Raw genomic sequence first — 22,552 nt, 5'->3', positions numbered from 1 at the left:
CCGGTGCCCCGGCGCGATCCCAGGGAGCCGCGCGAGAGGACGGCAGGAGGACAGGCCCTCTCGCCTGCATGGCGGTCTCATCGGTCGAGGCTGCGCTGGGGCTCCGCGCGACGCTCCCCGCCGCCGAGGAGCGGGGCCCTCGCTGAAAGGCCGCGAGGCGGCCGTCGGGGTCCCCTCGGGTTCAGGCTTCATGGCACGTCGGCCATGCGCTTCTGCTCCCACCGCGCAGCAGCATGGGCTCGTCTTACTAGCAGGCGCTCAGCCGGGCAAGCTTCGCGCCACGCGCAGCACGCAGCGCGCGCGTATGGCGCGCAAGGCGCGCGTGTCCGCGGCGCGCGGTCGGCCGTGCGTGCGCATGAAACCGCGGCGGGACACCGCGGGAAGGGGCCGCTGCGCCGGCGCGGCGGCCCTCCGAGCCGGCGCCTCAGGCGACGTCGGATTTGGGCGAGCGGCGCCTCGTCGGGAGATCGCTCGGCTTGTTGCGCGGCGTGATGATGCTGTAACGCCCTGCCTCTGCCACCCTCTCGTGGACGCCCGACTCCATGGCATCTCTCGCGGTCCTGAGCGGCGGCAGCCATCGCGACACGTTCGCGAGGCACGAGGTGCGCTCGGGAAAGGGAGAGTGACGGGGGGGCGGCCTCTCCGTCGCTCCGCGCAGCGGCCGCTCCGAAGCCGCGTCGTGCGTCCGCTCTTCGGCGGCGTCATGCGGCCGCTCCGGTGGCCCGTCATACGGCCGCTCCACGGCGGTGTCGTACGGCCGCTCCGCGGCGGCGTCGCACGGCCGCTCCGGGGTCGCGCTGTGCGTCCGCTCCGAGGGGGACCCGTGCGGCGGTGCGAACGGGGCGGCGCTCTGCGCAGGGAGCGTGCCGGAGGACGCGCGCCGCTTCGCGGTCGTCGCGGCGATCCGGTGCCGGAGATCCTCGACGTGCTTCGCGAGCCGCTCGGTCTCCTGCGTGAGCCGCGTGAAATCCTCCTCGGTGAGCCGAGTGAAATCATCGACCTGGCTTCTGCGCTCTGACATAAACGATCCTTTGCCGCGTCTCGTCAGCCGATCTCGACGCCCCGTCGGCTCCGCTGCACCTCCGGATACGTCTGCACGCCGCATGCCGCGCCGCTCGGGTCGGTCGCACGCACCCGGCGGGGGTCGAGCGACGCTGGCGCGGTTCGCCCCAACGGGGCGCGCCTGCCTCCATCCGTCCTCGCGATCTCTTGTCGGCGAGCGGCGGGGATCTGGCTGGACACGCGGGGGAGGGTTCAGCGGCACGCCCTGTGCCGTGGGGACGCCGCACACACGATAGATGAGCCCGGCGCGCCTCGCCCGGTCACAGCCCTCTCCGCCGCTCTCCAGAGCGCGGCGGGGAGGCCCGTGTCCCTGGGGCTCCAGGCCACGGAGGCGCGCGCGGCGCTGGTGCGCTGGTGCGCTGGTGCGCTGGTGAAGGAGTGGACGCATGCAGAACTCGAACTTTGAATCGCTCGGCGCCCGGCTGGGGATCCCGGGGGATGGCGTGTGGCCGTGGGTGATCGTCGCGGCGAGCGTTCCGGTCGGTTTCGGGCTCGCTCGGATCGCCGCCAGCGTCTTCCGGCGCGCCGGTTTGGTCGTCGCGCGACGGACCGCGACGCCGTGGGACGAAAAGACACTCGACGCGGCAATCGGCCCCGTGACCCTTTGTCTCGGGGTCGTCCTGACAGCGGGCCTCGCCAAGCTAACGCGGCTCGGCCAGGGCCTCGTGACCGATCTGCGGTCGCTCCTCTCGGCGCTGTTCATCGGCGGGGTGGCGTGGCTCCTTCTGCGCATCGTGGGGATCCTCACGGAGGTGCTGGACGCGCGCGCCCTGCGTCACCTCGAGGAGGGGAGCGAGTCGTCCCGCGGGCTCCGCACCCAGGCGCGCGTGCTCGAGCGGGTCGCGCGGGTGCTCATCGTGATCGTGGCGAGCGCGCTCGTGCTCCTGAACTTCGAGGCGGTGAGGAACGTCGGCGTCTCGTTGCTGGCGTCGGCCGGCATCGCGGGCGTCGTGCTCGGCCTCGCGGCGCAGAAGCCGGTCGGCGCGATCCTGTCGGGCCTCCACATCCTGTTCACCCGCCCCATCGACCTCGGCGACAAGGTCGTGGTGGACGGCGAGTTCGGGACGATCGAGGAGATCCGGCTGACCCACGTGGTCGTGAAGATCTGGGACGAGCGGCGGCTCATCGTCCCGACGGCGAGGCTCCTTGACCAGTCGTTTCAGAACTGGACGAAGCACGGGGCGGAGAAGCTGGGCACCGTCGAGATCTACGTGGATTACCGGACCCCGGTCGACGCCCTGAGGCGGCATTTCGAGTCGATCCTCCCGAGCAGCGAGCTCTGGGACGAGCGCGCGAAGGCCGTTCAGGTCACGAAGGTGACAGAGCGCACGATCGAGGTGCGTTTGCTCGTCTCGGCGCGCGATCCTGGGCAGCTGTTCGATCTGCGGTGCTGGCTTCGCGAGGAGATGCTCCGCTGGGTCCAGGAGCAGGAGGGCGGCGCGTACCTGCCGCAGGAGCGTTTGACCCGGAGCGCCTCTCTCTCGGAAGCGGCAGAGGGTCGTGGTCCGGCCTCGGGCCGCGCGCGCCGGGCTGGAGCGGGCGACAGGCTGCCCGATGTGGCGCCGTGACGGCGTGCGCCCACCATGTAGCGGAACGCCACACGGCGGCATTCAGGCGACGTGCGATGAGCCCGGCGCATCCGCTGCGTCCCTCGGGAGTGTCGGAGACCGGTCCAGGTCCTGCCGTAGGCGCTCCGGCGCGATGACGACGCGATGACGACGCGATGACGACCAGCGCCGCGGAATAGCCCTTCAGGCCAGTCGCGCCCTCCTGATCGCCAGGAATGGCTCCGCGCGCCGCCCCCTCGCAAGCGAGGCGCAGGAAAACGGCACATGATTTGCAGTAAAATCAGAAAGATCTGGGACAAGTGCCCGTCAGCCGAGCGGTCGATCGCGCGACGAGGTGTTCGCCACGCCCCGGGGAGGAGGCAGTGGCACGTCGGAACTGCGCCTCCCGCCATGTGCAGGCGCCTGCGGGAACCCAGGAGCAAGACACCATGAAGTCGGTCATCAGGATCACGCGGCTCGGCGGTGTTGATGTATTCGCGCATGCGGCGTTCGGCCTGCTGCTCCCGATCGGGGCGCTCCAGTGGGGAGCGCGGCATGGCTGGAGCGGCGTGCTCTTCGGCTGCGCGCTGGGCGCGGCGCTGCTCGGGTGCGTGGCGCTGCAGGCGCTCGTGCGTGGGATCGTGGCGAGGCAGCTCGGGCTGAGGCTGCGGGAGATCCTGCTCTCGCCGCTCGGCCCGGTGGTCAGCCGCTCGCGTCCTGCTGTGGGAGGGGCGCAGGGCCGCGCGCTCGGCCTCGCGGCGAACGTGGCTCTCGCGGTGCTCTTTGTTCTGGCCGTCGAGGCCCGGCGCGGGGTGGGCGAGCTCGGGTGGATCTCGGTCCTTCAGGCCGCCGAAGCGCCCTCGCGCGAGGCCGCGAGCGTGTGGATCGCCAGCGCGAACCTGGGGATCGCCCTGCTCGGCCTGCTGCCGGCGTTGCCGCTCGAGGGGGGGCGCGCGCTGCGCGAGGCGCTCTCGCCGCTCACCGGCGCCTGGCTCGCGACGTCGATGACGGCGGCGCTCGGGCAAGGGGCGGCGGCGGTGCTGTTCTTCATGGGCCTGTTCGGCGGTCAGCTCGTCGTGGCCGCGCTCTCGGCGCTCCTCTTCGTGGAGGCGCGGCGGGAGTGGAGCGCGGCGCAGGCGGTGATGGCGCCCGCGGGGCCGCCCGAAGAGCCTCCGAGCGAGGGCAGGGCGATCCAGCTGTGGCCTGGCGAGCTCGTGGGCGACGCCGCGCGGCGGATCCTCGCGAGCCAGGAGCCGGACTTCCCGGTCGTCTACGAGGACCGCGTGATCGGGGTCGTGACGCGCACGGACGTCATGCGCGCGCTGGCCGCCGGCCGGGAGGGGTCGTTCGTCGCATGGATCATGCGCTGCGACGTGCCCCGGGTGGCGGCGGACGTGTCGCTCGACGAGGTGGGGCGGCAGATGATCGAGAAGAACACGCCGGTGGTCGCCGTCTTCGACGGAGAGAGCTACCTCGGGCTCGTCAAGCATTCGGACATCGCGGGGGCGCTCACGCGCGGGCGAGGGGGTCGGCTCGGGAGGATCCACCTGGCTCCTCAGGTCGGCTCGGCATAACAGCGTTAACCAATACGCGCCGCGTCCTCCCACATCCGAACGTTTACGTGGTCGTGGTCGTGGTCGTGGTCGTGGTCGTGGTCGTGGTCGTTGACGGCCTATCGTTGACGACCACGACCACGACCACGACCACGTTCACGACCACGTAAACGTTTACGTTTACGTTGGTGACCGATGGTGGGGGGATCGGCGGGATGCCCGGCCCTCTCCGAAATCGGGAGGTAAGGGGCGAGCGTGGTTCCGGACCCAACGACGCTCGAGCGAAGCGCCCCGCCAACCCGGAGAGGGGGGCGGGGCGCTTGTCGGGAACCGCGAAGCTCAATCGCCTCGAACGAAATTGAGCTTGAAGGAGACCACGAGCACGAGCGCGTCCTGACTGATGCGGCGCTTGCCCCAGGCGACCCCGATGTGCAGCCCCTCGATCGGATCGAGGTTGGAGGGGAGCCCCACGGTGTGCGTGAGCGTCTTCGTGAAGTTCCACTCAGGCCGCTTGTTCGCGAGCGCCGCGTTGACCGCCTTCATGACGGTGTGGTCGAGGATCGAGGGGATGCCGCGGATGTCCGCCTCCTCGAGCTCGACGTTGAACGCCAGGACACTCCCCTTGTTCCTCTCGATGATCTCGGGGCAAATCAGCACCTTGAGCTCATCGAGCCGGATGGTGGGGTTGACGCCCGCGATGGACCACTGGAGCTCCGCCGGGCACGTGACCCGCAAGCCCAGGTCGTCGGTCAGGGCAATCTCGGTCGCCTTGCCCAGGTACAGCCAGCGATCGGTCGTCTCGTCGTCGTCCAGGTGGATCTTGACCGGGAGGAACTCGCCCAGGATCTGCGCGAGATCCTCCCGCGTGATGATGGCTTCGAGCCACACGGCCAGCGCCTCAGCTCAGGTGATGGCCGCTCTCGCCGCCGTGGGACCGCCCAGCTCCCTCGATGCCGTAATGCGAGTTCGCAGAGCTCGCGTCGGACGGCGTGACCGCGCCCTTCACCGCGTCGACCGCGCTGCCGACCTTGTCCTGGACCTTGCGCTCGGCCTGCGTCGCCTGGCGCTTCAGGCCGTCGAGGCGGGTCAGGAGCTCGCGGCGCAGCGCCTCGCCCGACGTCGGCGAGAGCAGCAGGGCCACGCCCGCGCCCACCGCGAGGCCGGCGCCGAAGAGGCCGAGCGCCGTGAGCGGGCTCCGCTTGCGCGAGAGCCCGACCCAGCCGAGCACGTCGTCGAAGCCGAGCGCCCCGACCGTGGCGGCGACGCCGGCGACCGCCTTCGCGACGTCGAACGCCGTCGTCCTGGCCGCCGTCGCGGCGACGCCCGCGCCGGTAGCCGCCGACTCAACCACACCCTTCGCAGTCCCCACCGCGTTGTTCATTCGGTTCGTCATGGCTCTTGTCTCCTCGTGACGGACACGACATCCGCCGGTTCGTGTCAGGAAACCATTGCAGGGCCCGGACCAACCGAGAGCTTGCGCCCGGAGCGCCTGTCCCCGGCGCCGCGGAGCGCCGCCGTGGCGCTCGCGTGACGAAACGCCACAGCTGTCGTGACGCGCCTCGGGCGCAACACGCGCCGTGACACGCGCGCCGGTGAACCAAGGGCCGCGGCGCGCGGCGCCGTCGCCAACGGAAGAGGTGGGATCGGGGGAGGAGAGCCGCCCTGCCGAGAGGGAGAGCGCCAGCTGCAGCGCCGCTCCGGCAGGGCTCCGAGACGCGTCCGCCGAGCGGGCGGGCGGGCGAGCTCGCGCGTCACCGGGGGGCATGGGCGACGCCGATCAGCGCGACGTCGACCCTGCGATCATAGCCATAGGAGTACATCGGTTGAGCTCCGACCGCCCCGTCGGCGCCCGTCGCGCGCGTCGTGATGTGATCCGCGGGGATGCCCTCCTTCACGAGGATCTCCTTCACCCGCGCGGCGCGGCGGAGCGAGAGATCCTGGTTGTACGCCTGGGTACCGCGCGGATCGGCGCGGCCGACGAGCTCTATCCTCGCGCCCTTCAGGCTCGATGAGCGCAGGCAGTCGACGAGCGCCCGGAGCTCCACGTGCTCTTGCGGGAGCGGCTCGGAGGAGTCGAAGGCGAAGCTCGTCTTGGGAAGGCGGCAGACATCGGCGATGTCGGCCCCGAGGGTGAGGCCGATGAACCGATCTTCGCCTTCCCTGAGATCGGGCCATTCGACCTTGTAGACTCCATCCGGGCCCGGGTTCGGCAACCTCGGCTCAGGCCGAGCCTGCTGCGGGGGGGGCGCCGCGGCGCACGCGGTGAACAGCGAGAGCGCAAGCGCGCCCAGGCAGAGCCTGGGCAGGTTGGACATCGACAGCATGAGAACCCTCCTTTCGAGGTCGGCCGCGATGAGCCGCCTCGTGTTCCGAGGAGGTCGTTCAAGCTCCGTGCCTGTCCGGCGATCGAGGCGTGTCGCCACGCGCCACGCCCCGCGCTCAAGGCGGGCTCATCAGGGGGATGACGGCTCTCTGGCCTCGAGCTTGGGCCAGGTGAACCGGAAGGTGGCGCCGGCGCCGACGGCGGACTCGACCCAGGCGCGCCCGCCCTTGTTCTGGACGATCTTCTGCACGACCGACAGGCCGATGCCGGTGCCCTCGACCTTGTCGCGCGCCTTCAGCGTCTGAAAGATGCCCCAGATGCGGTCGTGGTACTCGGGCGCGATGCCCGCCCCGTTGTCGGAGACCGAGAACTCCCAGAACGGCCCGGCGTCGCGCGCGCTGATCCGGACCTCCGGAGCGGTGCCCCCGGCGTGCTTCAGCGCGTTGCCGATCAGGTTCAGGAACGTCTGCTGGAGCGGAGCGCGCTCCGTGACGAGGACGGGCATGTCGGGGGCGATCTCCACGAGCGTCTCCGGCGGGGGCGCGAGCAGCTCGATGATCTCCCGGAGGAGCTTGCCGACGTCGATCGCCTCGGGCTTCTCGCGGGCGCGGCCCGCCCGCGAGTAGCTCAGGATCCCGTCGATGAGGTTCTCGAGCCGGTGGACGCGCCCGCGCAGCAGATCGAGCTGCTTGCGGCTCTCGGCCGTCATCTTGTCGTTCAGGTCCTCCTCGATCCACTGCGAGAGGTTGGCGATGCCCCTGAGCGGCGCCTTGAGGTCGTGGCTCGTCACGTACGCGAACTGATCGAGCTCCTTGTTGCTGCGCTCCAGCGCCTGGACGAGCCGCTGCCGCTCCTCCTCGGCGCGCTTCTGATCGTCGATGTCCGTGTACGTGCCGAACCAGCGGACGATGCGGCCCGACCCGTCGCGCGCGGCGACCGCCCGGCCGATGAACCAGCGGTACACGCCGTCCGCGCGCCGGAGCCGGCACTGGCTCTCGTACGGCTCGCCCGTGCGGAGCGCCTCACGGAAGGCCTCGATCGCCCGCTCGTGCTCGTCGGCGTGGATGATCCGGCTCCAGCCCTCGCCGCCGGTGTCCTCCGCGGCGAGCCCCGTGTAGTCGTACCAGCGCCGGTTGAAGTACTCGTGGTGGCCGTCCGGGCGGTTCGTCCACACGAGCTGAGGCATCGTCTCGGCGAGCAGCCGGAACTGCGCCTCGCTGTGCTTCAGCTCCTCCGCGAGCGTCTCGACCTCCTTGCGCACGGTGACCTCGCGCTCGAAGAGGAGGGCGTTGTCGACGCTGAGGGCGGCGCGCCGGGCGAGCTCCTCGGCGAACTGCACGTCGACCTTCGTGTAGTGCCGGCCCGACTCGGCGTGCGCGAGCGTGATCGCGCCGAGGACGCGGCCGCGCGCCGCCAGCGGCACGACGAGGTACGACCGGAGGCCGAGCTCGCGCGCCATCCGGAGGTGCTGCTCGTCCCGCGCGTTCTCGACGAGCAGGGAGTCCGGGATCTCGGAGGCCCACTCGACCTCGCCCGTCCGGAGCACCTTCGGCACACCGCGGCTCGCCGCAGGATCGACAGGATAGCTCTGCTCGATCTGGCGGACGAGCTCCACCTTCTGCGGATCGGTGTGCTGGACGGCGACGCGCTGGATCGCGCCGTCCTGGGCCTGGATGTCCACGGCGCACCAGTCGGCGAGCAGCGGGACGACGAGCCGGGCGAGCTGCCCGAGCGTCTCGCGGAAATCGAGCGAGGAAGAGAGGATCTCGCCCGCGCCGGCGAGGAGGCTGACGTTGGCCTCGGCGCGCTTGCGCTCGCTGATGTCGAGCACATAGGTGAGGTTGCGCCGCTGCGTCTCGATGCGGGCGGACCCGACGAGGACCGCCACGCGCTTGCCGTCCTTGCGGATGTACTCCTTCTCGAACTGCCTCGTGACGCCGTGGAGGCTCAGCTCGTTGACCGCGTCGTGGTGGACGTGCTCGTACTCCGGCGGGGAGAGCTCCTGCCAGCTGAGCAGGCCCGCCTTCAGGTCCTCGCGGGTGTAGCCGATCATCGAGAGGAAGCAGTCGTTCGCCTCGATGACGCGCCCCTCGTAGTCGCTGAAGAGCAGGCCCATCATGCTGGTGTCCATGATGCGCCGGAACACCTCGTCGCTCGCCTGGCGCTCCAGCTGGCGGAGCGCGGCCTCCTGCCGCTTGATCTGCTCAGCCCTCCGGTGCAGCTCGACGAAGACCGCCACCTTGGCGCGGAGGATGTCGGGATTGAACGGCTTGAGTACGTAGTCGACCGCGCCCTCGCGGTAGCCGCGATACCGTCGGTCCTCGTCCTCCGGCAGCCCCGAGATGAAGATAATCGGCGTGTGCCTCGCCCGATCGAGCCCCCTCACGCGGGCGGCCGTCTCGAAGCCGTCGATTCCGCGCATCTTCACGTCCATGAGGATCAGCGCGAACTCCTCGCGGTTGAGGTGTTCCAGCGCCTCCTCGCCGGATTGCGCGGTGACGAGCCGCTGGCGCAGCGGATCGAGCACGGCCTCGAGGGCGAGGAGGTTCGCGCGGTGATCGTCGACGAGCAGGATGCTCGCCACCGGCTCGGACGGAGCGGAGGGGAGGGGAGCGCCCGGCTGGACCGAGGACTTCACCTGAAGCGGGCTCAGCCCTGGCTTTCGGTCGGGCATGACGAAGACGGTTAACGGCGCCCGGACCTTCTGGCAAGCGAAAGCGGCGCTCGCGCGGCGAGGGCCATTCTCCTGCTCGAAGCGGGCATCTCCGGCTCGCCGCGGCGCCTCCAGCGCGCAGCGACGAGGCCGCGCGGGATCGGGCTCCGCGCGCCACGCTGTGGCGATCCGTCACGCGCGCCGAACGGAGCGGACCGTCGTGGATGCGGCGCCGCGACGCCGCGGCCGGCAGCGCGCGGCTGGCATGGGGCCTGCTGGACGTGCCGCAGAGGGAGCGCGTATGCGATTCGGACTCAAGCTGGCTTCATTCGTGGGAGCGCTCGCGGGCGCGCTGCTGCCGTCGCCGGCGGCGGCGGACGACGGAGCGGGGCTCTTCGCGCTCCCGCCGAGCCGGCTCGACGCGGCGGACGTCGCGGGGATGCCGACCTCCGAGCCGCCTGCGATGTCCGGAGCGACGTTCGTCGATCTGATGGCGCGCGCGGTGATGGCCGTGCTGTCGCCGCCTCCGTCGGAGCTCCGCGTGGCGCCCCTCATGGGCCGAGGTGGGGGCGGAGGGCTCCGCCTCGTCCTGCCCGTGTGCGAGGACGGCTGTTCGCGTTACGCGTCCCGCGCCGTCTTGCTCGTCGCGCAGAGCGCGCCCGACTCGCCGTTCGCGTGGCTCGCCGCGGTGACCAACCGCGGCGGGCGATCGCCCGAGGGGCCGCCCGGCCTCGCGGCCGTCCGCGAAGAGGCCCGCCGCGCGCGCGCGAAGGTGCCTCAGGAGGAGGCGAGCGCGCTGCCCGAGTAGGCGCGGCGGCGAGTCACGCCGCGGGGGCGCGCCAGGAGACCGCCTGTCTGTCCCGACCTGTCCACCGTGTCCGCCGTATCCGCCGCTGAGCTGGCCTGAAGCGGAGGAGCCGAGTCGGCGCAGGACGAATGTCGCGCGGGGCGGCGGCGGTAGGCTGGACCTTCCTCTGGGGGGATCGGCGTCGGCGCGTGTTCGCCTCTCACCGCGAAGCCCGGGTCGACGTGACCGCCTCGTGGAGGGCGCGGAACATCGCCGCGAGCCTGTCCGCCTGGTAGCTGGCGTTGAGCCCGCTGGGGTTCGGAAGCACCCAGAGCCGCGTTGCGCCGAGCGTCTCTGTCTGGGGGCCGGGCACGGCGCGGGGCCTGCCGAAGGCGCCTCGATAGGCGCCGATCCCGAGCACGGCGAGGAATCGAGGGCGGTAGCGCCGCACCGTGGTCTCGAGCCGCCGCCCGCCTGCGGCGAGCTCCTCGGCGGACAGCTCGTCCGCCGACGCGGTCGCGCGCTCGACCACGTTGGTGATCCCGTACCCCAGCTCGAGCAGCTCGCGCTCCTCGGACGGGGAGAGCACGCGATCGGTGAATCCGCCGGCGTGCAGCGCCGGCCAGAACCGGTTGCCGGGGCGGGCGAAGTTGTGCCCGACGGCGGCGGTGTAGAGGCCCGGGTTGATGCCGCAGAAGAGGACGTCGAGGTCGGGGGCGATGACGTCCGGCACCGTCTTGCCGGCGGCGGCGAGGAGCTCGTCGCGGGTGGGTCGTCGGGGTCGGGGAGGGGAGTGCACAGGCTTTCCGGGCGGGCGCAGGGCGCCGCGGCTGCAGCTTACGACGCCGCCGCGCGAAGGAGCGCGGGCGCCGGGGACGACGGGCGCGGGCGCCGGGGACGACGGGCGCGGCCGCCGGGGGCGAGGACGTGGATCGACGCTGGACGGGGGCGCGGCAACGGATACCGTCGTGCTTTCCCCGGATGCTGGTGCGCTCGCTCGGTCTGATCTCGGCTCTCCTCGCGGCCGCCTGCGCGCGTGCGCCCGAGCCGAGCCCGGCGAGCGGCGCGGGGGCTGCTCGGGCGGCGCGTGCGTCGGGCGCGGCCGGCTCCGCCAGCGCTGCCCCGGCGGGGGCGCGCTATTTCCAGGCGCTCTCCGAGGGCGTGTTCCGGGCAACGCACGACGGACCGGCCGCGGCCGTCGCGGCGCGCGTCGTCACGGAGGGCGCGCGGCTCGAGCTCGGCGGAGACGGGCGCGTCGCCGCGGCGGCCTGGGAGGCCGATCTGTGGGCGTCCGGCGAGCCCGTCGTCGGATCGCTCGCGATCGCGCCCCACCTCGGCGGGGGCTTCCTGCACTGGACCCGGCGCAGGGCGTTCCGCTCGCGCGGCTTCACGGGGCCGCTCGCGGAGGTGGCGCTCGGCGGCGGCGGCACGGTGCGGGGCGCCCGCAACGGCCTGCGAGGCGTCGTGGTCTTCACGGAGCAGGGGCCGCGGGAGCTCCTGCCGGGCGAGGATCGGGGCCGGGCGCTCGATACGCCGGCCATCCACGATCTGGCCGCGCTGGACGCCGCGCGCGCGGCGCGCCTCGACGTCTTCGGCCGCGCCGCGACGACGGCGGACGGCGGCAGGACGTGGATCGATGTCGGCCAGCGGCTCGGGCTCGCCGTGCGCGTGAGCGTCGCTCCGGACGCGCTCTCGCTCGACACGGCGCTCGGGCGCGTGCCCGTCCTCCCGGACGGATCGCTCGGCCGGCCCGACGGCGATCTCCGCGCGATCTGGCAGCCGAGCGGGTCGTTCCAGCTGCTCTTCGCGGGCGCCCAGGCCGCCTCGCGCGACGCCCCCGTCCTCGAGGATCTCGCGCCGCTCGCGGCGGCCGTCTCCGCGGGCGCGCTCTTGCCCGACGGGACCGCGCTCGGGGCGTTCGAGGGCGGCGTCGCGCGCATCGACGTGAGCACGGGCGCGGTGCGCGAGCGGTTCTCCGGCTGGCTCCCGGACGGGCTGGGCTGCGCGCCGGTGCCCGCGAGCGACGGGCCGCTCTTCCTCTGCGTGTGGGACGATTACGACAACTACGGCAGCTACGTCCTGCGCTCCGAGCGCGGCGAGGCGCCGCGGATGGAGCGCGCCTTCAGCGACGAGGGGTTCTTCGTGGCCGACGACGGCGGCGCGCTCGGCTACGTCGGCGGCTGCGCGGCGTCTCCGCGGGTCGCCAGCGACGAGGAGCGAGAGCGCCGCTACGGCGAGGTCGTGATCCACCCGAGGATCTGCGTGCGGCGCGGCCCGGACGACTGGGTCGAGCATGCGGTCGAGCTCGGCGAGTCGCAGACGCTGGTCGGCTGGGCGCCGCGCCGCGACGGGAGCGCGATCGCGCTGCTGAGGGGCGAGCGCGACGCGCGCCTGCCAGCGCCCGCCGGGGCGCCGCGGGGCCGCGACGAGGGGGGCGTGCGGGTCGTGCAGCTCCGCGGGCACCTCGCCGGCTGGTACTGGACGCCGCCCCCGCGCGACGGGGCACGGGCGCTCGTCGACAGGCGCTTCCGCGCGCGCGAGGACGGCGGGGTCGACGGGTGGCTGTCGTCGGTCGAGTGGTCCGATCCCGTCGGGCAGGCGAGCCTGGGCGTCACGATCGCGGACGACGGGACGGTCTCGCCGCACGCCCTGCCGCCGGATCCGGCGGGGATGGTGGTGACCGGCGACCACGGCGTGCTCGTCACGACCGGCGCGGAGCTCTACGAGACGCTCGATCACGGCCGCACGTGGCGCGCCGCCGGGCGCTCGCCGGTGCCGCCACCGTCGTTCCAGGGCGGGTGCTCCGCGCTCGGCTGTGCGTTGAGCGGCGTGGTGCGGCTCGGCTGGGGCGCGGGCGAGCCGTCGCCGGCCGCCGCCGCCGCGCGGGGCCCCGGCTGCGGGGCGGCGGAGGCCAGCCGCGCGGGCGCCGCCGGGGCCGACGCGGCGGCTTGCGTGGGCGGCGTCGGTCGGATCGACGAGCCGCCGGCGGCGCTGCCGTCGCTCTCCTGTGCGCCGATCGAGCTGCCGGCGCTGCGCCCGCGCGCCGCGCCCGAGGCTGGCTCGGAGCGATGGACCGTGCCGACGTCGTATGGCGAGACGCTCGATGTCGTCGCCGACGCGCCGCCGCCTGGGCGTGCGGCGCGGCCCGCCGAGGAGGCGCCGCCCGCCGAGGACGCCGCGCCCGAGGAGGCGCCGCCCAACGTCGCGGCGTCGGGCAAGGGCGGCGCGGCGCCGGGAAAGGGAGGTCCGAAGGTCGCGGCGGTCCGGACGCACAGCGTGCTCTACCTCCCGCCGTTCGATCTGCGCGGCGAGGCGCTGCGGCTGAACGCGACCGGGCTCGCGCCGAGCGGCGGGCACGGCGGGAAGCGCAGCGCGTCGATGCCGCTGCTCGCTGCGAGCGGCGAGGTCGGGCTGCTCGTCCTCGCCGAGGCGGGCGAGCTGCTGCTCGGCCCGCAGGGCGCGCGGGCGCTCCCGGCGTTCGAGCCGCGCCGAGGTTACGAGGACACCGCGCCGGGGCGGGCCCCGGGTCTCCTGCTCGGTCCTGGCCGCGCGCTCGTGCTCGGCGAGCTCCGGCGCCGCGTGGCCGTCGAGGAGCACACGCCGGAGCCCCGGCGGCCTGCGCGCCTCGTGGCGCTCGACCGCGAGGAGCTCCGGGGCCGGCCGATGACCCTCGCGTGGCGCGACGATGGGGAGGCCGGCGTGCTGGTGCTCGACGGCTCGGCCTTCGAGATCGCGGGCGCGGCGGTGCTGGACCGCATGGGGGGGACCGCGGGCGAGGTGGTCGCGCTCGCGCCCTGGACGACGCTGACCGCCGCCAGCGACGCGCGCTGCCGCGCCCAGCGGGGCGCGTGGCGCGCGCTCGTGGCGCTCGATCCGGAGCGCACGCTGCGCCTCGACAGGAGGGCGCTGCCCGCTATCGCGCTCGGGAACCAGGGCCTCGCGCAAGTGCGCTGGGGGCGCGAGCGCGTCTGCCTCGAGGCGCTGCACCTCGCGGCCTCCGACTCGAGGCGGCGCGGTGAGCGCGCGGAGGGCGCGGCGCTGATCGCGCGGTGGATTGCTGCGCGGGGGCAGGGGAGCAGCGCCGGCGCCGGCACAGGACAAGGCGCGCTGCGAGCGCAGGCGACGATGCAGCGCCTCGTGTGCTCCGTTGGCGCGCGGCCCGAGGACGGCTGAGGCGCGGTGTGGATGTGGGCCAGCCGCTCCGAAGACCCCTCCGCGAGCACGATCGGCTCGGACGAATGATGCGCCGGGCGGACGGATAGGTTGGTACCATCACCATTCCCAATGCACGGCGACGGGACAGAACGGTCGAAGGACATCGATAGTACAGCGTCAATGCAATTTCGTGCTCCGTTCTCTCGGCAGACCAGCGCCGGGGCGGGGCTCGTGTTGCTCTACGCCGACAACTACGAGCAATTCCGTCCTGCGTACCCCGTGCTCGAGCAAGGCTCGGTCCTCGGCCGCGATCCGACCGCGGATGTGTCCGTGCCGACGCGGAGCGCTTCGCGCCATCATGCCCGGATCGAGCGGCGGGGCGGCGTCTGGCGGCTGACCGACCTCGGCGGCCGCAACGGCACGCTCTGCAACGGCGAGTTCGTCACGGAGGCGTCCATCGCGCACCTCGATCAGGTCCGGGTCGGCGACGCCATCTTCAAGTTCGTCGAGCGCGACGTCGAGAGCTACGCCCGCTACCGCATCGACGGGGCCTACGTCGAGCCGCCGGGCTCGCAGGAGGGGCCGCCGAGCTTCTCGATGGGGCGGATCGTGGGCGGCTACCAGACCCGGAGCCTCGCCCGCAGCCTGCACGAGATCGCGCGCAGCGAGCTCTCGGTGCTGATCCGCGGTGAGAGCGGGACGGGAAAGGAGATCTTCGCCCAGCAGCTCCACGACTGGAGCGGCCGGCGCGGCCCGTTCCTGGCCGTCAACTGCGCCGCCATCCCCGCCGCCCTCGTCGAGGGGGAGCTCTTCGGGCACCGGCGCGGCGCGTTCTCGGGCGCCGACCGCGACAGGGCGGGCATCCTCCGCGCGGCCCACGAGGGCACGCTCTTCCTCGACGAGATCGGGGACATGCCGGTGGAAGCCCAGGCGAAGCTCCTCCGGGTGATCCAGTCGAAGGAGTTCACGCCGCTCGGCGCGACGCAGGCCGAGCGGATCGACGTGCGGATCGTCGCCGCCACGCACCGCGATCTCGACAAGCTCCAGCAGACGGGCGCCTTCCGCGCCGATCTGTTCGGTCGTCTGAACGAGCACAGCGTGACCCTGCCCCCCCTCCGCGAACGCAAGGAAGACATGTTCTTGCTCTGCACCGCGCTCGCGGCGCGCCACGGCCGGTCCGAGATCCGGCCCAGCATGGTCTCCATGGCGGCCCTGCTCCACCACGATTTCCCCTACAATGTGCGGGAGCTCGAGGCGCTCCTGAAGCGCTGGGCCGCCGCGGATCGCGGCGCCGAGTTCGGCATCCAGGATCTCAGCGACAGCATCCGCGATCGGATGAAGACGTACGGGGCCCGGGGCGCCGCCCTCGCGAGCCCGCTCGCGGAGGACTCCCGCGCCACGGTCTACCCGCAGTACGACGAGGAGCCCTCGGAGGACGGAGCGTCCGCGCCGGGCGGGCCGCTGCCGCCGAGGACCACCCCGGAGGAGAGCGTGCTCCGGGAGCTCCTGGCGAGGCACCAGGGGAACGTCGCCGCCGTGGCGCGCGTGCTGGGGAGGGATCGCGTGCAGGTGCACCGCTGGATGAGGCGGTACAACCTCAAGGCCGACACGTTTCGCGGGTAGCATCGCGCTCGGCGCCGCGCAGAGCGGCTACACTCGCGCCGGACGAGAAGGACAGGCGCTGAGCGGCCTGCCCTCGATCGCGCCGAGCACCGCACGGGATGGATCCTGCCCGCCTGAGACTGGATGTCGTGGCTCCTCTCCTCGCCGCGCTCGCGCTCGCGGCGTGCGGCGCGGCCGAGCCCTCGGTCGCGCCGCACGGCGCGCTCGATCCGCCTCCCCGCGCCCCCTCGACCGTCGCGCTCGGCCCGGCTCGGTACGTCGCGCAGCCCTACCTCGGCCTTGTCGAACGCGTGGTCATCGACGGCCGGGAGGTCGACAGGGCGATCGTCAACGGCCAGCGCGCCGAGCTGCACGGCCTCGATCGGCTCGAGCCGCTGGGCGCGGACGGCGTGGTGCTCGCCGGCGGCGCGGCGTTCCCCGCGTGGGCCCAACCCGGCGCGCGCGTTATCGGCGTCACGCGCGCCGCGCGCTACCTGTTCTGGAGCGGCGGCGACATCTACGCCGCCGAGAGCTTCGGCGGGGAGCTCCGCAAGCTCGCGACCCTGCCGGGGGACGTCGCGAGCGCGTTCCCGTGGCTCGACGGCATCGGGCTGCTCACCGCGGCCGGGAGCTTCGTCGTCCAGGGCGCGAGCGGCGCGCTGCGGCCGCTCGGCTCGCCGTCCCTCGTCGCGGCCGCGGCGGCCAGCGAGCGCCGCGCGCTCGTCCTGACCGTCTTCGGGCGCGCGCTCCTCACGCGGGACGCGGGCGCGTCGTACCGCGACGTCACGGCGGAGCTCGGCGATGCGATCGCGCTCGACGTCCGCGGCGAGGAGATCGTCGCCTCGCTGGCCTTCGGCCTCGAGCGCGCCGTCGAGCCGAGCGGTCGCCTCGGCGAGCCCCGCGCGCGGCGCGCGCCGCCGGCGGCCGGCGTCGATCCCGGGTGGCTCGGCCGCGCGCCCTTCGAGCAGCTCGCGGACGCCGTAGCCTCGGGCCTGCCGCTCCCCGACGGCGGGGCCGCGCTCGCCGTGGACGGCCTCATCGGCCGCGTCGATCTCGCCACCGGCCGCGCCTCGTCCGTCGCTCCGCTCCCGCCGGGCAGCGGCGAGTGCGCGCCGTTCCGCGCGGGCGACGCGCTGCTCGCCGTCTGCGCGGGTCCGGAGCGCGCGAGCGTCGTCGACCTCTCCAGCGACGCGCGCGCGCTCCGCGTCGAGCGCTCGTTCGAGCTCCTGCCCGAGCCGGGGCGGGAGACCGATCGCTTCGTCGGCGTCGACGGCGAGGCGCTCGGTTACGTGGGGCCATGCGAGGGGCGGCCGAGGCCGCGGATCGATCTCCGCGAGCTCTCGCAAGGGGCGCTCGGCGGCGACGCGACGCAACAGAGCGCGGTGTTCTGCGCGCGGCGCGGGCCGGGAGACTGGGTCGAGCACCGCCTCGACGCGGCGGACGCGACCGACGCCCTCGCCTGGATACCGCGCCGCGGCGGGGGCGCGGTCGCGCTCATTGCGCGCCCCGGCACGTTCCTGCCGGACGGCGAGCGCGTCGAGGTGCGCGGCGCGCTGCGCGTCGTGCGGCTCGCGCGGGGCGAGCCGCCGCTCGTCTGGCCTCCGTACGGCGAGGAGCGGGCGGAGCTGCTCTCGCGCGCGCTCGCCGCGCGCGCGGACGGCGCGATCGAGGGCTGGCTCCCCTTGCACGGCTACGCGGCCGATCCCGCGCCGATCACGATCGATCCCGCCGGCCGGCTGCGCCGCCATGCCGTGCCGGCGCGCGCGCGCTCGATCGCGGCGTCGGGCCCCTTCGCGCTCGCCGAGACCGAGGACGGCGGGCTCTTCGAGACGATCGATCGAGGGCAGCGATGGACGCCCGTCGCGCCGCCGCCGGGCGGCGGGGCCGCGCACCTCAACGCCTGCTCGGCGGTGGGCTGCAGCCTCGGCACGTTCCTCCGGCTCGGGTGGGCGTCGGCCCCGCGCTCCGGCGGCGGCGGCGGAGGCCGCGCCGCGTCGCCGCCCGGCGCGGCCCTGGCGGAGCCGCCCCCTGCGCGGCTCGCGCCCGATCGCGACAGGGTGCGGCCTCCGCCGCCGCCGCCCCTCGCGCGGCTCGCCTGCAGCTTTGCGGGGCCACTCGACGCCGCGCGCGTGCCGGAGTCGTCCGGGTTCGGCGCCGTCGCCGCGCCGCCCTCGCGCATGGGGGGCACGCTGTGGCTCGGCACCCTCGGGATGCTGACGCTGCCGTCGTTCAGCGCTGGCCAGTCGGGCAGCGTTGGCCAGTCGGGCAGCGGCGGCCTGCCGGGCGCCTCGTTTGCCGACGCGGAGCTCGCGTGGATCGCGCCGCTCGACCTGCGCGCCGAGATCCACCGCGCCACCGTGCCGCTCGCGAGCGCCGGGCCGCTCCAGCTCGCGTACCGGCCCTACGAGGCGCCGATCGGGCTCGTCATCGATCGCGACGGTCGCGTGGCCCCTGTCGCGGCCGGCCCGGCGGAGGCGTGCCTCGCCGGCCTGCTGGACGCCGCGGGCGTCACGCGGCCGGTCGGCGGCTGCGCCCCCCAGCCCGCGATCGGCGTCGATCTCGGCGATCGCGCGGTGTTCCTGAGCCCGCGGAACGACGGCCTCGCGGTGAGCTCGGTCGACCTCCGCGGCGCGCGCGGCGAGGCTCCTCTCGCGCGGCCCGCGGGCGGCGGGCCGCCTCCGGCGATCCGGGAGCTCCACGTGCAGCGCACCGCGCGCGCGACGGGGGCGGATCGGGCGCGCTTCGCCTTCGGCGCAGGCGCGCGCGCGGGCGCGCCCGTCTTCGTGGCGGTGGCAGGAGACGGCGGCGCGGTGCTCTCGGTGGTCGACCCCGTGCTCGGCACCCTGGGGCCCGAGGAGGCCCTCGCCCCGCTCGGCGCGCTCGGCGCGGGCGGCGACCCCGCCTGCGCGCCGCGTGGCGGAGAGGCGCGCGTGGTCCTGTCGTTCGATACGGAGATCGGCCTCGTGCCCGGCGCGCTGCCGGGGATCACCGCGGCCGGGACGGCAGGCGCCGCGGTGATCCGGTGGTCGCGCGAGCGCGCGTGCCTCGACGCCGTGGAGCTCGTCGTGCGCGACGAGCGCTACGACGGCGGCCTCGGCTTCTACGAGCCGCCCGGCGTCGTGAAGAAGCTCATCGCGCGCTTCGCGGGGCCATCCCCCGCGGCGCCGCTCGGCGCGCACGGCGGGCTCGTTGATCGGCGCGGGCGCGGCGGGCTTGGCCCCGCGGCGGCGCGGCGGAGCGAGCCGGCGCAGGGCGCCGGCGGCGGCACGCTCGCGCTCGTCCTGTACGGCCAGGAGAGCCGGCAGCCGGTGCAGTGCAAGGCGGTCGTGGGCGTGCGCTGAGCCGAGCGCGCGCTCGCGGACCTCTCGACCGCGCCGCGCGGCCCCGGATCGCGCGGTGCGCCGCGGATGGCGCGGCGTTCGCGGCGCACCGTCTGCCCGTCTGACCGTCCAGCAGCACGCTGCGGCGGATTTCCAGATGGTCTAGGATGGGCCGCGTGAGCGCCGCCGCGATGCCCTCCCGCGCAGGCGTGCTGCTCGTGCTCTCCCTGGCCGCCGCGTGCAGCGCCGCCCCGGAGCGCCCTCCGCGGCCTGCACAGCCGCGGGTCGCCGCGCTCGCCGACCCGCTCCCGCTCTCTCCTGCGCGCTACGTGCTCACCGAGGACATCGGCGTCCTCCTCGACGCCGCTGTCGGGGCCGACGAACGCGCGCCCGCGCCCGGCCCGGAGCCCGCGCTCTTCGAAGGGCGCCGCGTGCGCCTCGAGGGCGGCGTCGTGCTCGCCGACGCCCCCGCGGCCGAGCCGCTCCGCGGGTTCCGGTCGATCCCCGCGCGCCTCGGGGGCGGGTTCCTCCTGTGGTCCGAGGGCCGCGTTTACCGCGCCGTCGACTTCCTCGGCGAGCTCGCGCCCATCGCCGACGTCGGCGCTCCCGGCGGCGCGCGGCCGTACCTCGACGCGATCCTCCTGCGCAGCGATCGGGGGCTCCTCGAGATCGATCCCTCCACGCTCGCCGTTCGCCGCTTCGGCGCCGCGGGCGTTGTCGACGCGGTGGCCGTCGACGCGCGCCGCGCGGCGCGCCTCGACCTGCTCGGCCGCGCCTCGGTCACCCTCGACGGGGGCGGCACCTGGATCGACGTGCTCGAGACGCGCGGGCTCGCCACGTCGCTCCTCGAGGAGCAGGACGGCGGCAGAGCGGTCGCGCTCCTCGGTCCGCAGGGCGGCGCCACGCTCCACGTGAGCGCCGCCGGCCTCGTACCCGTGGTGCCCGCGCCGCCGCGGGCCGGGCCGAGCGCCTCGCTCTCTCTCCCGCCCGCGCGGGACCCCACGCTCGGCACCACCTCGGTCCGCGCGCTCGCTCCAGCGGGGGTCGCGCTTGCCGCGGCCACCGGCGCGCTCCTCCCTGGCGGCCGGTGGCTCGTCACTCGCGACGGTGGCCTCGCCGTGTTCGCGGCGGCGACCGCCCAGCCCCTCGCGGAGGCGGGGATCGAGAGCCTCGATCCGAGCTATGCGCGCTGCCAGCCGTTCCGGTCGGGCGACGACGTCTTGCTCGCGTGCGCGCACGAGGCCGCCCAGGTGCTCCGGCTCGAGACGACGCTCTCCGCGCCGCGGCTGGAGGCCACGTTCCCGCCCCGCGGCCTCGGCCCCGACCCGATCGCGAGCTCGCAGGGCGCGTTCGTCGGCGACGATCGCGGTCGCCTCGCCTTCCTCGGCCGGTGCGGCAGCGTCCCCCCTGGGCTCCACGACTTTCCGGAGAGCCCGGGAGACGCCGGCCCTACGGACGACGAGGCGCCATGGCCCCGGCGCTTCGCGCGGCTGGCGCCCGACGAGCCGCAAGGGGACGCCGCGAGCCGCGATCCTGTAGAGGAGGGCGTTGCGCGCGTGTGCGTGCGCGTCGGCGGCGGCCGCTGGGTCGAGCGCCGGATCGAGGGCGAGGACGCCGACCGCCTCTACCGCTGGATCGTCGGCGAGCGCGGGAACGTCACCGCCCTCGTGCTGGAGGCGCCGGAGGGGCCGCGGCCCTCCGAGGAGGACGAGGAATCTGACGAGGAAGTGCGCGGGACCTCCGAGGGCGAGAAGGAGGACGGCGCGCCGCGGAGATCGCCTCCCGGCCCCCCCGTGCGCGGGCGCGAACGTCGTCCTGCGGGCCCGCCCGAGGGCGTCCGCGTGATCCGCGTACGCGATCGCGACCCGGCGCTCACGGGCGGCGCCTTCCCGGCGCTCGTGGGCGGCATCTTCCCGGGGTCCGCCGACGCCGTATCGCCGCCGCGCCTCATCGACACCGATTTCTGGGAGGACGAGGACGGCCTCGTGCGCGGCTGGCTGCACCTGCCCGAGGAGGCCGGCGGCGTCTCGCCCGCCCACGAGGCGCTGCCGGAGGCGGGCTCTCCCGCGCGCGCCCGTCGAGCGGAGCGGCTGCTCTCGGGCCGCCGCGGCGGCCGCATCGCCGGCCTGCGCATCGACGCGCGCGGCGGCGTCACCGTCTTTCCCCTCCCGGCCGGCGTCCAGAACGTCGTCGTCGGCGGGCGGTTCGCGCTCGCCGCCACCGGCGACGCCCCGCCGGCCTTCTTCGAGTCGACCGACGGCGGCCGCTCGTGGCGCCCGGTCGAGGGCCCGCCCGCACGCCAGATCGAGCCTCCCTTCGACGAGGGCGCCCCCTTCGCCTGCTCCCCGATCGGCTGCGCGATGGGTGAGCACGGCCTCGTCCGCCTCGGCTGGGGCGGTCCTCCGCCCTCGCCGCGCAGCGCGCCGCCGCCCTTCGCTCCTGCGGTGAACCCAGCGCTCCGCGCCGCTCCTCCGCCGCTCGTCTCCTGTCGCCTCGACGACGACCCCTCGTCCTTCCCGCCGCCGTCGGCCGCCCCGGCGCCGCCCTCCTCGGATCGCCTCCCCGCTCGCCGCGCTCCCCGGGGCACGCCCGCGGCAGGGGGGCCCGCGACGGCCCGCCCGACCGGCGGCGCGCCCCCTGTCGTCTCGCTGTCGACCGCCCCGTCCTCGCCCCTGGGCTCGCTCCGCGACGGCACCTTCACCGCGAGCGTGCTCCTGCCGTTCGCGCGCGCCGGAGCGCCGCGCCGCCTGTCGCTCCGCGACGGCTCGCTCGGCGCGGCGTCCGGCGACATCGTCCCCGTGCTGCTCGCGCCCGGCGCCAGGGCGCCCGCGGATCTGCTGCTCCTGTTCGACGCGAGCGGCCCGCACGGGCGGCGCGGCCTCCGCGTGCGCGCGGGCGCCGAGCCCCCGGCGCTCCTGCCGTTCGACAACGCCGGCACGATCGCCGCCGCGGTCGAGCTGCCGGGCGGCGAGCTGCTCGCCCTCGACGCCGGGAGGCGCAGCTTCGTCGTCGCCGTGCGGCAGGGCACCTTCCCGGCCTTCGGGCTCGCGCGTGTCCCCGAGCTCGCGGGCGCCCGCCTCACCCTGGGCCGCCGGCTCGACGCCCCTGGCGTGGCCCTCATCGGCTACTCCGTCGCTTCCGGGGAGGTGGTCGCGGGGCCGATCGACGTCGCCCGTGGCCAGGTCGGTCCGATCGAGCCGCTCGGGACCCTCGCGTCGCTCGCGGCGATGGGCGCCGGCGGCTGCGGCGGCGCGCGACCGTCGCACCGGTTCATCGCCGAGCTGCCCGCCACGCTGCGGGTGGCTTCGAGGAACGGGGCGCCGCTGTTCGAGGGGGACGCCCCCGCGTCCGCGCTGCTCTCCGGCGGCCGCGGCGCCCTGTGCGTCGAGGCGATCGAGATCCGCGCCGCGGCCCGGGGCGGGCTGGACCTCGGCGTGGTCTTCGGCCCCGACGGCGCCGCCGCGCTCCGCGACGGCGGGGGCGGCGGCGGCGTGAGACTCCGCTGCGAGCTGATGTGAAACCCGCCATGACGGGCGACGAGCATCCGGAG

13 protein-coding genes are annotated in these 22,552 nt (G+C 74.8%); 7 read left to right on the top strand and 6 right to left on the bottom strand.

From position 1 onward, the window contains the following. Nucleotides 1-424: 424 nt before the first annotated feature. Entirely contained in the window at nucleotides 425-1,021 is a 597-nt protein-coding gene (locus tag WMF46_RS27415; RefSeq protein WP_437979893.1) for a hypothetical protein, read from the bottom strand. A gap of 427 nt (nucleotides 1,022-1,448) precedes the next feature. On the opposite strand from WMF46_RS27415, the gene WMF46_RS27410 reads away from it, so the two are divergent. Together WMF46_RS27410 and WMF46_RS27405 are read left to right on the top strand one after the other, a co-directional pair. Continuing rightward, on the top strand, nucleotides 1,449-2,630 hold the full coding sequence (locus WMF46_RS27410; RefSeq protein ID WP_437979892.1) for a mechanosensitive ion channel family protein: 1,182 nt from the start codon (nucleotides 1,449-1,451) through the stop codon (nucleotides 2,628-2,630). 428 nt (nucleotides 2,631-3,058) lie between these two features. Continuing rightward, complete coding sequence (locus WMF46_RS27405; protein WP_437979891.1) at nucleotides 3,059-4,183, top strand: CBS domain-containing protein; 1,125 nt, start codon at nucleotides 3,059-3,061, stop codon at nucleotides 4,181-4,183. A 318-nt stretch (nucleotides 4,184-4,501) separates the two neighbouring features. Here WMF46_RS27405 and WMF46_RS27400 read toward each other — a convergent pair whose 3' ends face one another. The 4 genes from WMF46_RS27400 to WMF46_RS27385 form a co-directional block, all read right to left on the bottom strand. Then, complete coding sequence (locus tag WMF46_RS27400) at nucleotides 4,502-5,050, bottom strand: hypothetical protein (RefSeq protein WP_437979890.1); 549 nt, start codon at nucleotides 5,048-5,050, stop codon at nucleotides 4,502-4,504. Between the two features lie 10 nt (nucleotides 5,051-5,060). Beyond that, nucleotides 5,061-5,555, bottom strand: a complete 495-nt coding sequence (locus WMF46_RS27395; RefSeq protein ID WP_437979889.1) for a YtxH domain-containing protein — start codon at nucleotides 5,553-5,555, stop codon at nucleotides 5,061-5,063. A gap of 358 nt (nucleotides 5,556-5,913) precedes the next feature. After that, nucleotides 5,914-6,486, bottom strand: a complete 573-nt coding sequence (locus tag WMF46_RS27390; RefSeq protein ID WP_437979888.1) for an OmpA family protein — start codon at nucleotides 6,484-6,486, stop codon at nucleotides 5,914-5,916. 129 nt (nucleotides 6,487-6,615) lie between these two features. Continuing rightward, nucleotides 6,616-9,159 carry a PAS domain S-box protein gene (locus tag WMF46_RS27385; protein ID WP_437979887.1) on the bottom strand — a complete coding sequence of 848 codons (2,544 nt, stop codon included), beginning with the start codon at nucleotides 9,157-9,159 and terminating at the stop codon, nucleotides 6,616-6,618. Nucleotides 9,160-9,439: 280 nt separating this feature from the next. Between WMF46_RS27385 and WMF46_RS27380 the strand changes: the two genes are divergently transcribed. Further along, on the top strand, nucleotides 9,440-9,946 hold the full coding sequence (locus WMF46_RS27380; RefSeq protein ID WP_437979886.1) for a hypothetical protein: 507 nt from the start codon (nucleotides 9,440-9,442) through the stop codon (nucleotides 9,944-9,946). Between the two features lie 199 nt (nucleotides 9,947-10,145). Here WMF46_RS27380 and mug read toward each other — a convergent pair whose 3' ends face one another. Next, complete coding sequence (gene mug, locus WMF46_RS27375; protein WP_437987943.1) at nucleotides 10,146-10,658, bottom strand: G/U mismatch-specific DNA glycosylase; 513 nt, start codon at nucleotides 10,656-10,658, stop codon at nucleotides 10,146-10,148. A 248-nt stretch (nucleotides 10,659-10,906) separates the two neighbouring features. Between mug and WMF46_RS27370 the strand changes: the two genes are divergently transcribed. The 4 genes from WMF46_RS27370 (at nucleotide 10,907) to WMF46_RS27355 (ending at nucleotide 22,520) form a co-directional block, all read left to right on the top strand. Further along, on the top strand, nucleotides 10,907-14,098 hold the full coding sequence (locus WMF46_RS27370; RefSeq protein ID WP_437979885.1) for a hypothetical protein: 3,192 nt from the start codon (nucleotides 10,907-10,909) through the stop codon (nucleotides 14,096-14,098). Nucleotides 14,099-14,260: 162 nt separating this feature from the next. Beyond that, nucleotides 14,261-15,703, top strand: coding sequence for a sigma 54-interacting transcriptional regulator (locus WMF46_RS27365; RefSeq protein WP_437979884.1), 1,443 nt, complete (start codon nucleotides 14,261-14,263; stop codon nucleotides 15,701-15,703). A gap of 128 nt (nucleotides 15,704-15,831) precedes the next feature. Beyond that, the gene (locus WMF46_RS27360; RefSeq protein WP_437979883.1) at nucleotides 15,832-19,023 is read left to right on the top strand and encodes a hypothetical protein; all 3,192 of its coding nucleotides are present in this window, start codon (nucleotides 15,832-15,834) and stop codon (nucleotides 19,021-19,023) included. 155 nt (nucleotides 19,024-19,178) lie between these two features. Beyond that, nucleotides 19,179-22,520, top strand: coding sequence for a hypothetical protein (locus WMF46_RS27355; protein ID WP_437979882.1), 3,342 nt, complete (start codon nucleotides 19,179-19,181; stop codon nucleotides 22,518-22,520). Nucleotides 22,521-22,552: the final 32 nt, after the last annotated feature.

The organism is Sorangium sp. So ce117 (assembly GCF_051524395.1).
Taxonomy (GTDB): Bacteria; Myxococcota_A; Polyangia; order Polyangiales; family Polyangiaceae; genus Sorangium; species Sorangium cellulosum_B.
The sequence above is the reverse complement of the archived record's forward strand: the minus strand, read 5'-3'. Positions and strand labels throughout refer to the sequence as shown.

Excerpts from the sequence above, each read along its gene's own strand:
- WMF46_RS27365 (WP_437979884.1), top strand. The coding sequence starts at position 14,261 with ATGCAATTTCGTGCTCCGTTCTCTCGGCAGACCAGCGCCGGGGCGGGG.
- WMF46_RS27385 (WP_437979887.1), bottom strand. The coding sequence starts at position 9,159 with ATGCCCGACCGAAAGCCAGGGCTGAGCCCGCTTCAGGTGAAGTCCTCG.
- WMF46_RS27395 (WP_437979889.1), bottom strand. The coding sequence starts at position 5,555 with ATGACGAACCGAATGAACAACGCGGTGGGGACTGCGAAGGGTGTGGTT.
- WMF46_RS27405 (WP_437979891.1), top strand. The coding sequence starts at position 3,059 with ATGAAGTCGGTCATCAGGATCACGCGGCTCGGCGGTGTTGATGTATTC.
- WMF46_RS27410 (WP_437979892.1), top strand. The coding sequence starts at position 1,449 with ATGCAGAACTCGAACTTTGAATCGCTCGGCGCCCGGCTGGGGATCCCG.
- WMF46_RS27370 (WP_437979885.1), top strand. The coding sequence starts at position 10,907 with ATGCTGGTGCGCTCGCTCGGTCTGATCTCGGCTCTCCTCGCGGCCGCC.
- WMF46_RS27390 (WP_437979888.1), bottom strand. The coding sequence starts at position 6,486 with ATGCTGTCGATGTCCAACCTGCCCAGGCTCTGCCTGGGCGCGCTTGCG.
- WMF46_RS27380 (WP_437979886.1), top strand. The coding sequence starts at position 9,440 with ATGCGATTCGGACTCAAGCTGGCTTCATTCGTGGGAGCGCTCGCGGGC.
- WMF46_RS27415 (WP_437979893.1), bottom strand. The coding sequence starts at position 1,021 with ATGTCAGAGCGCAGAAGCCAGGTCGATGATTTCACTCGGCTCACCGAG.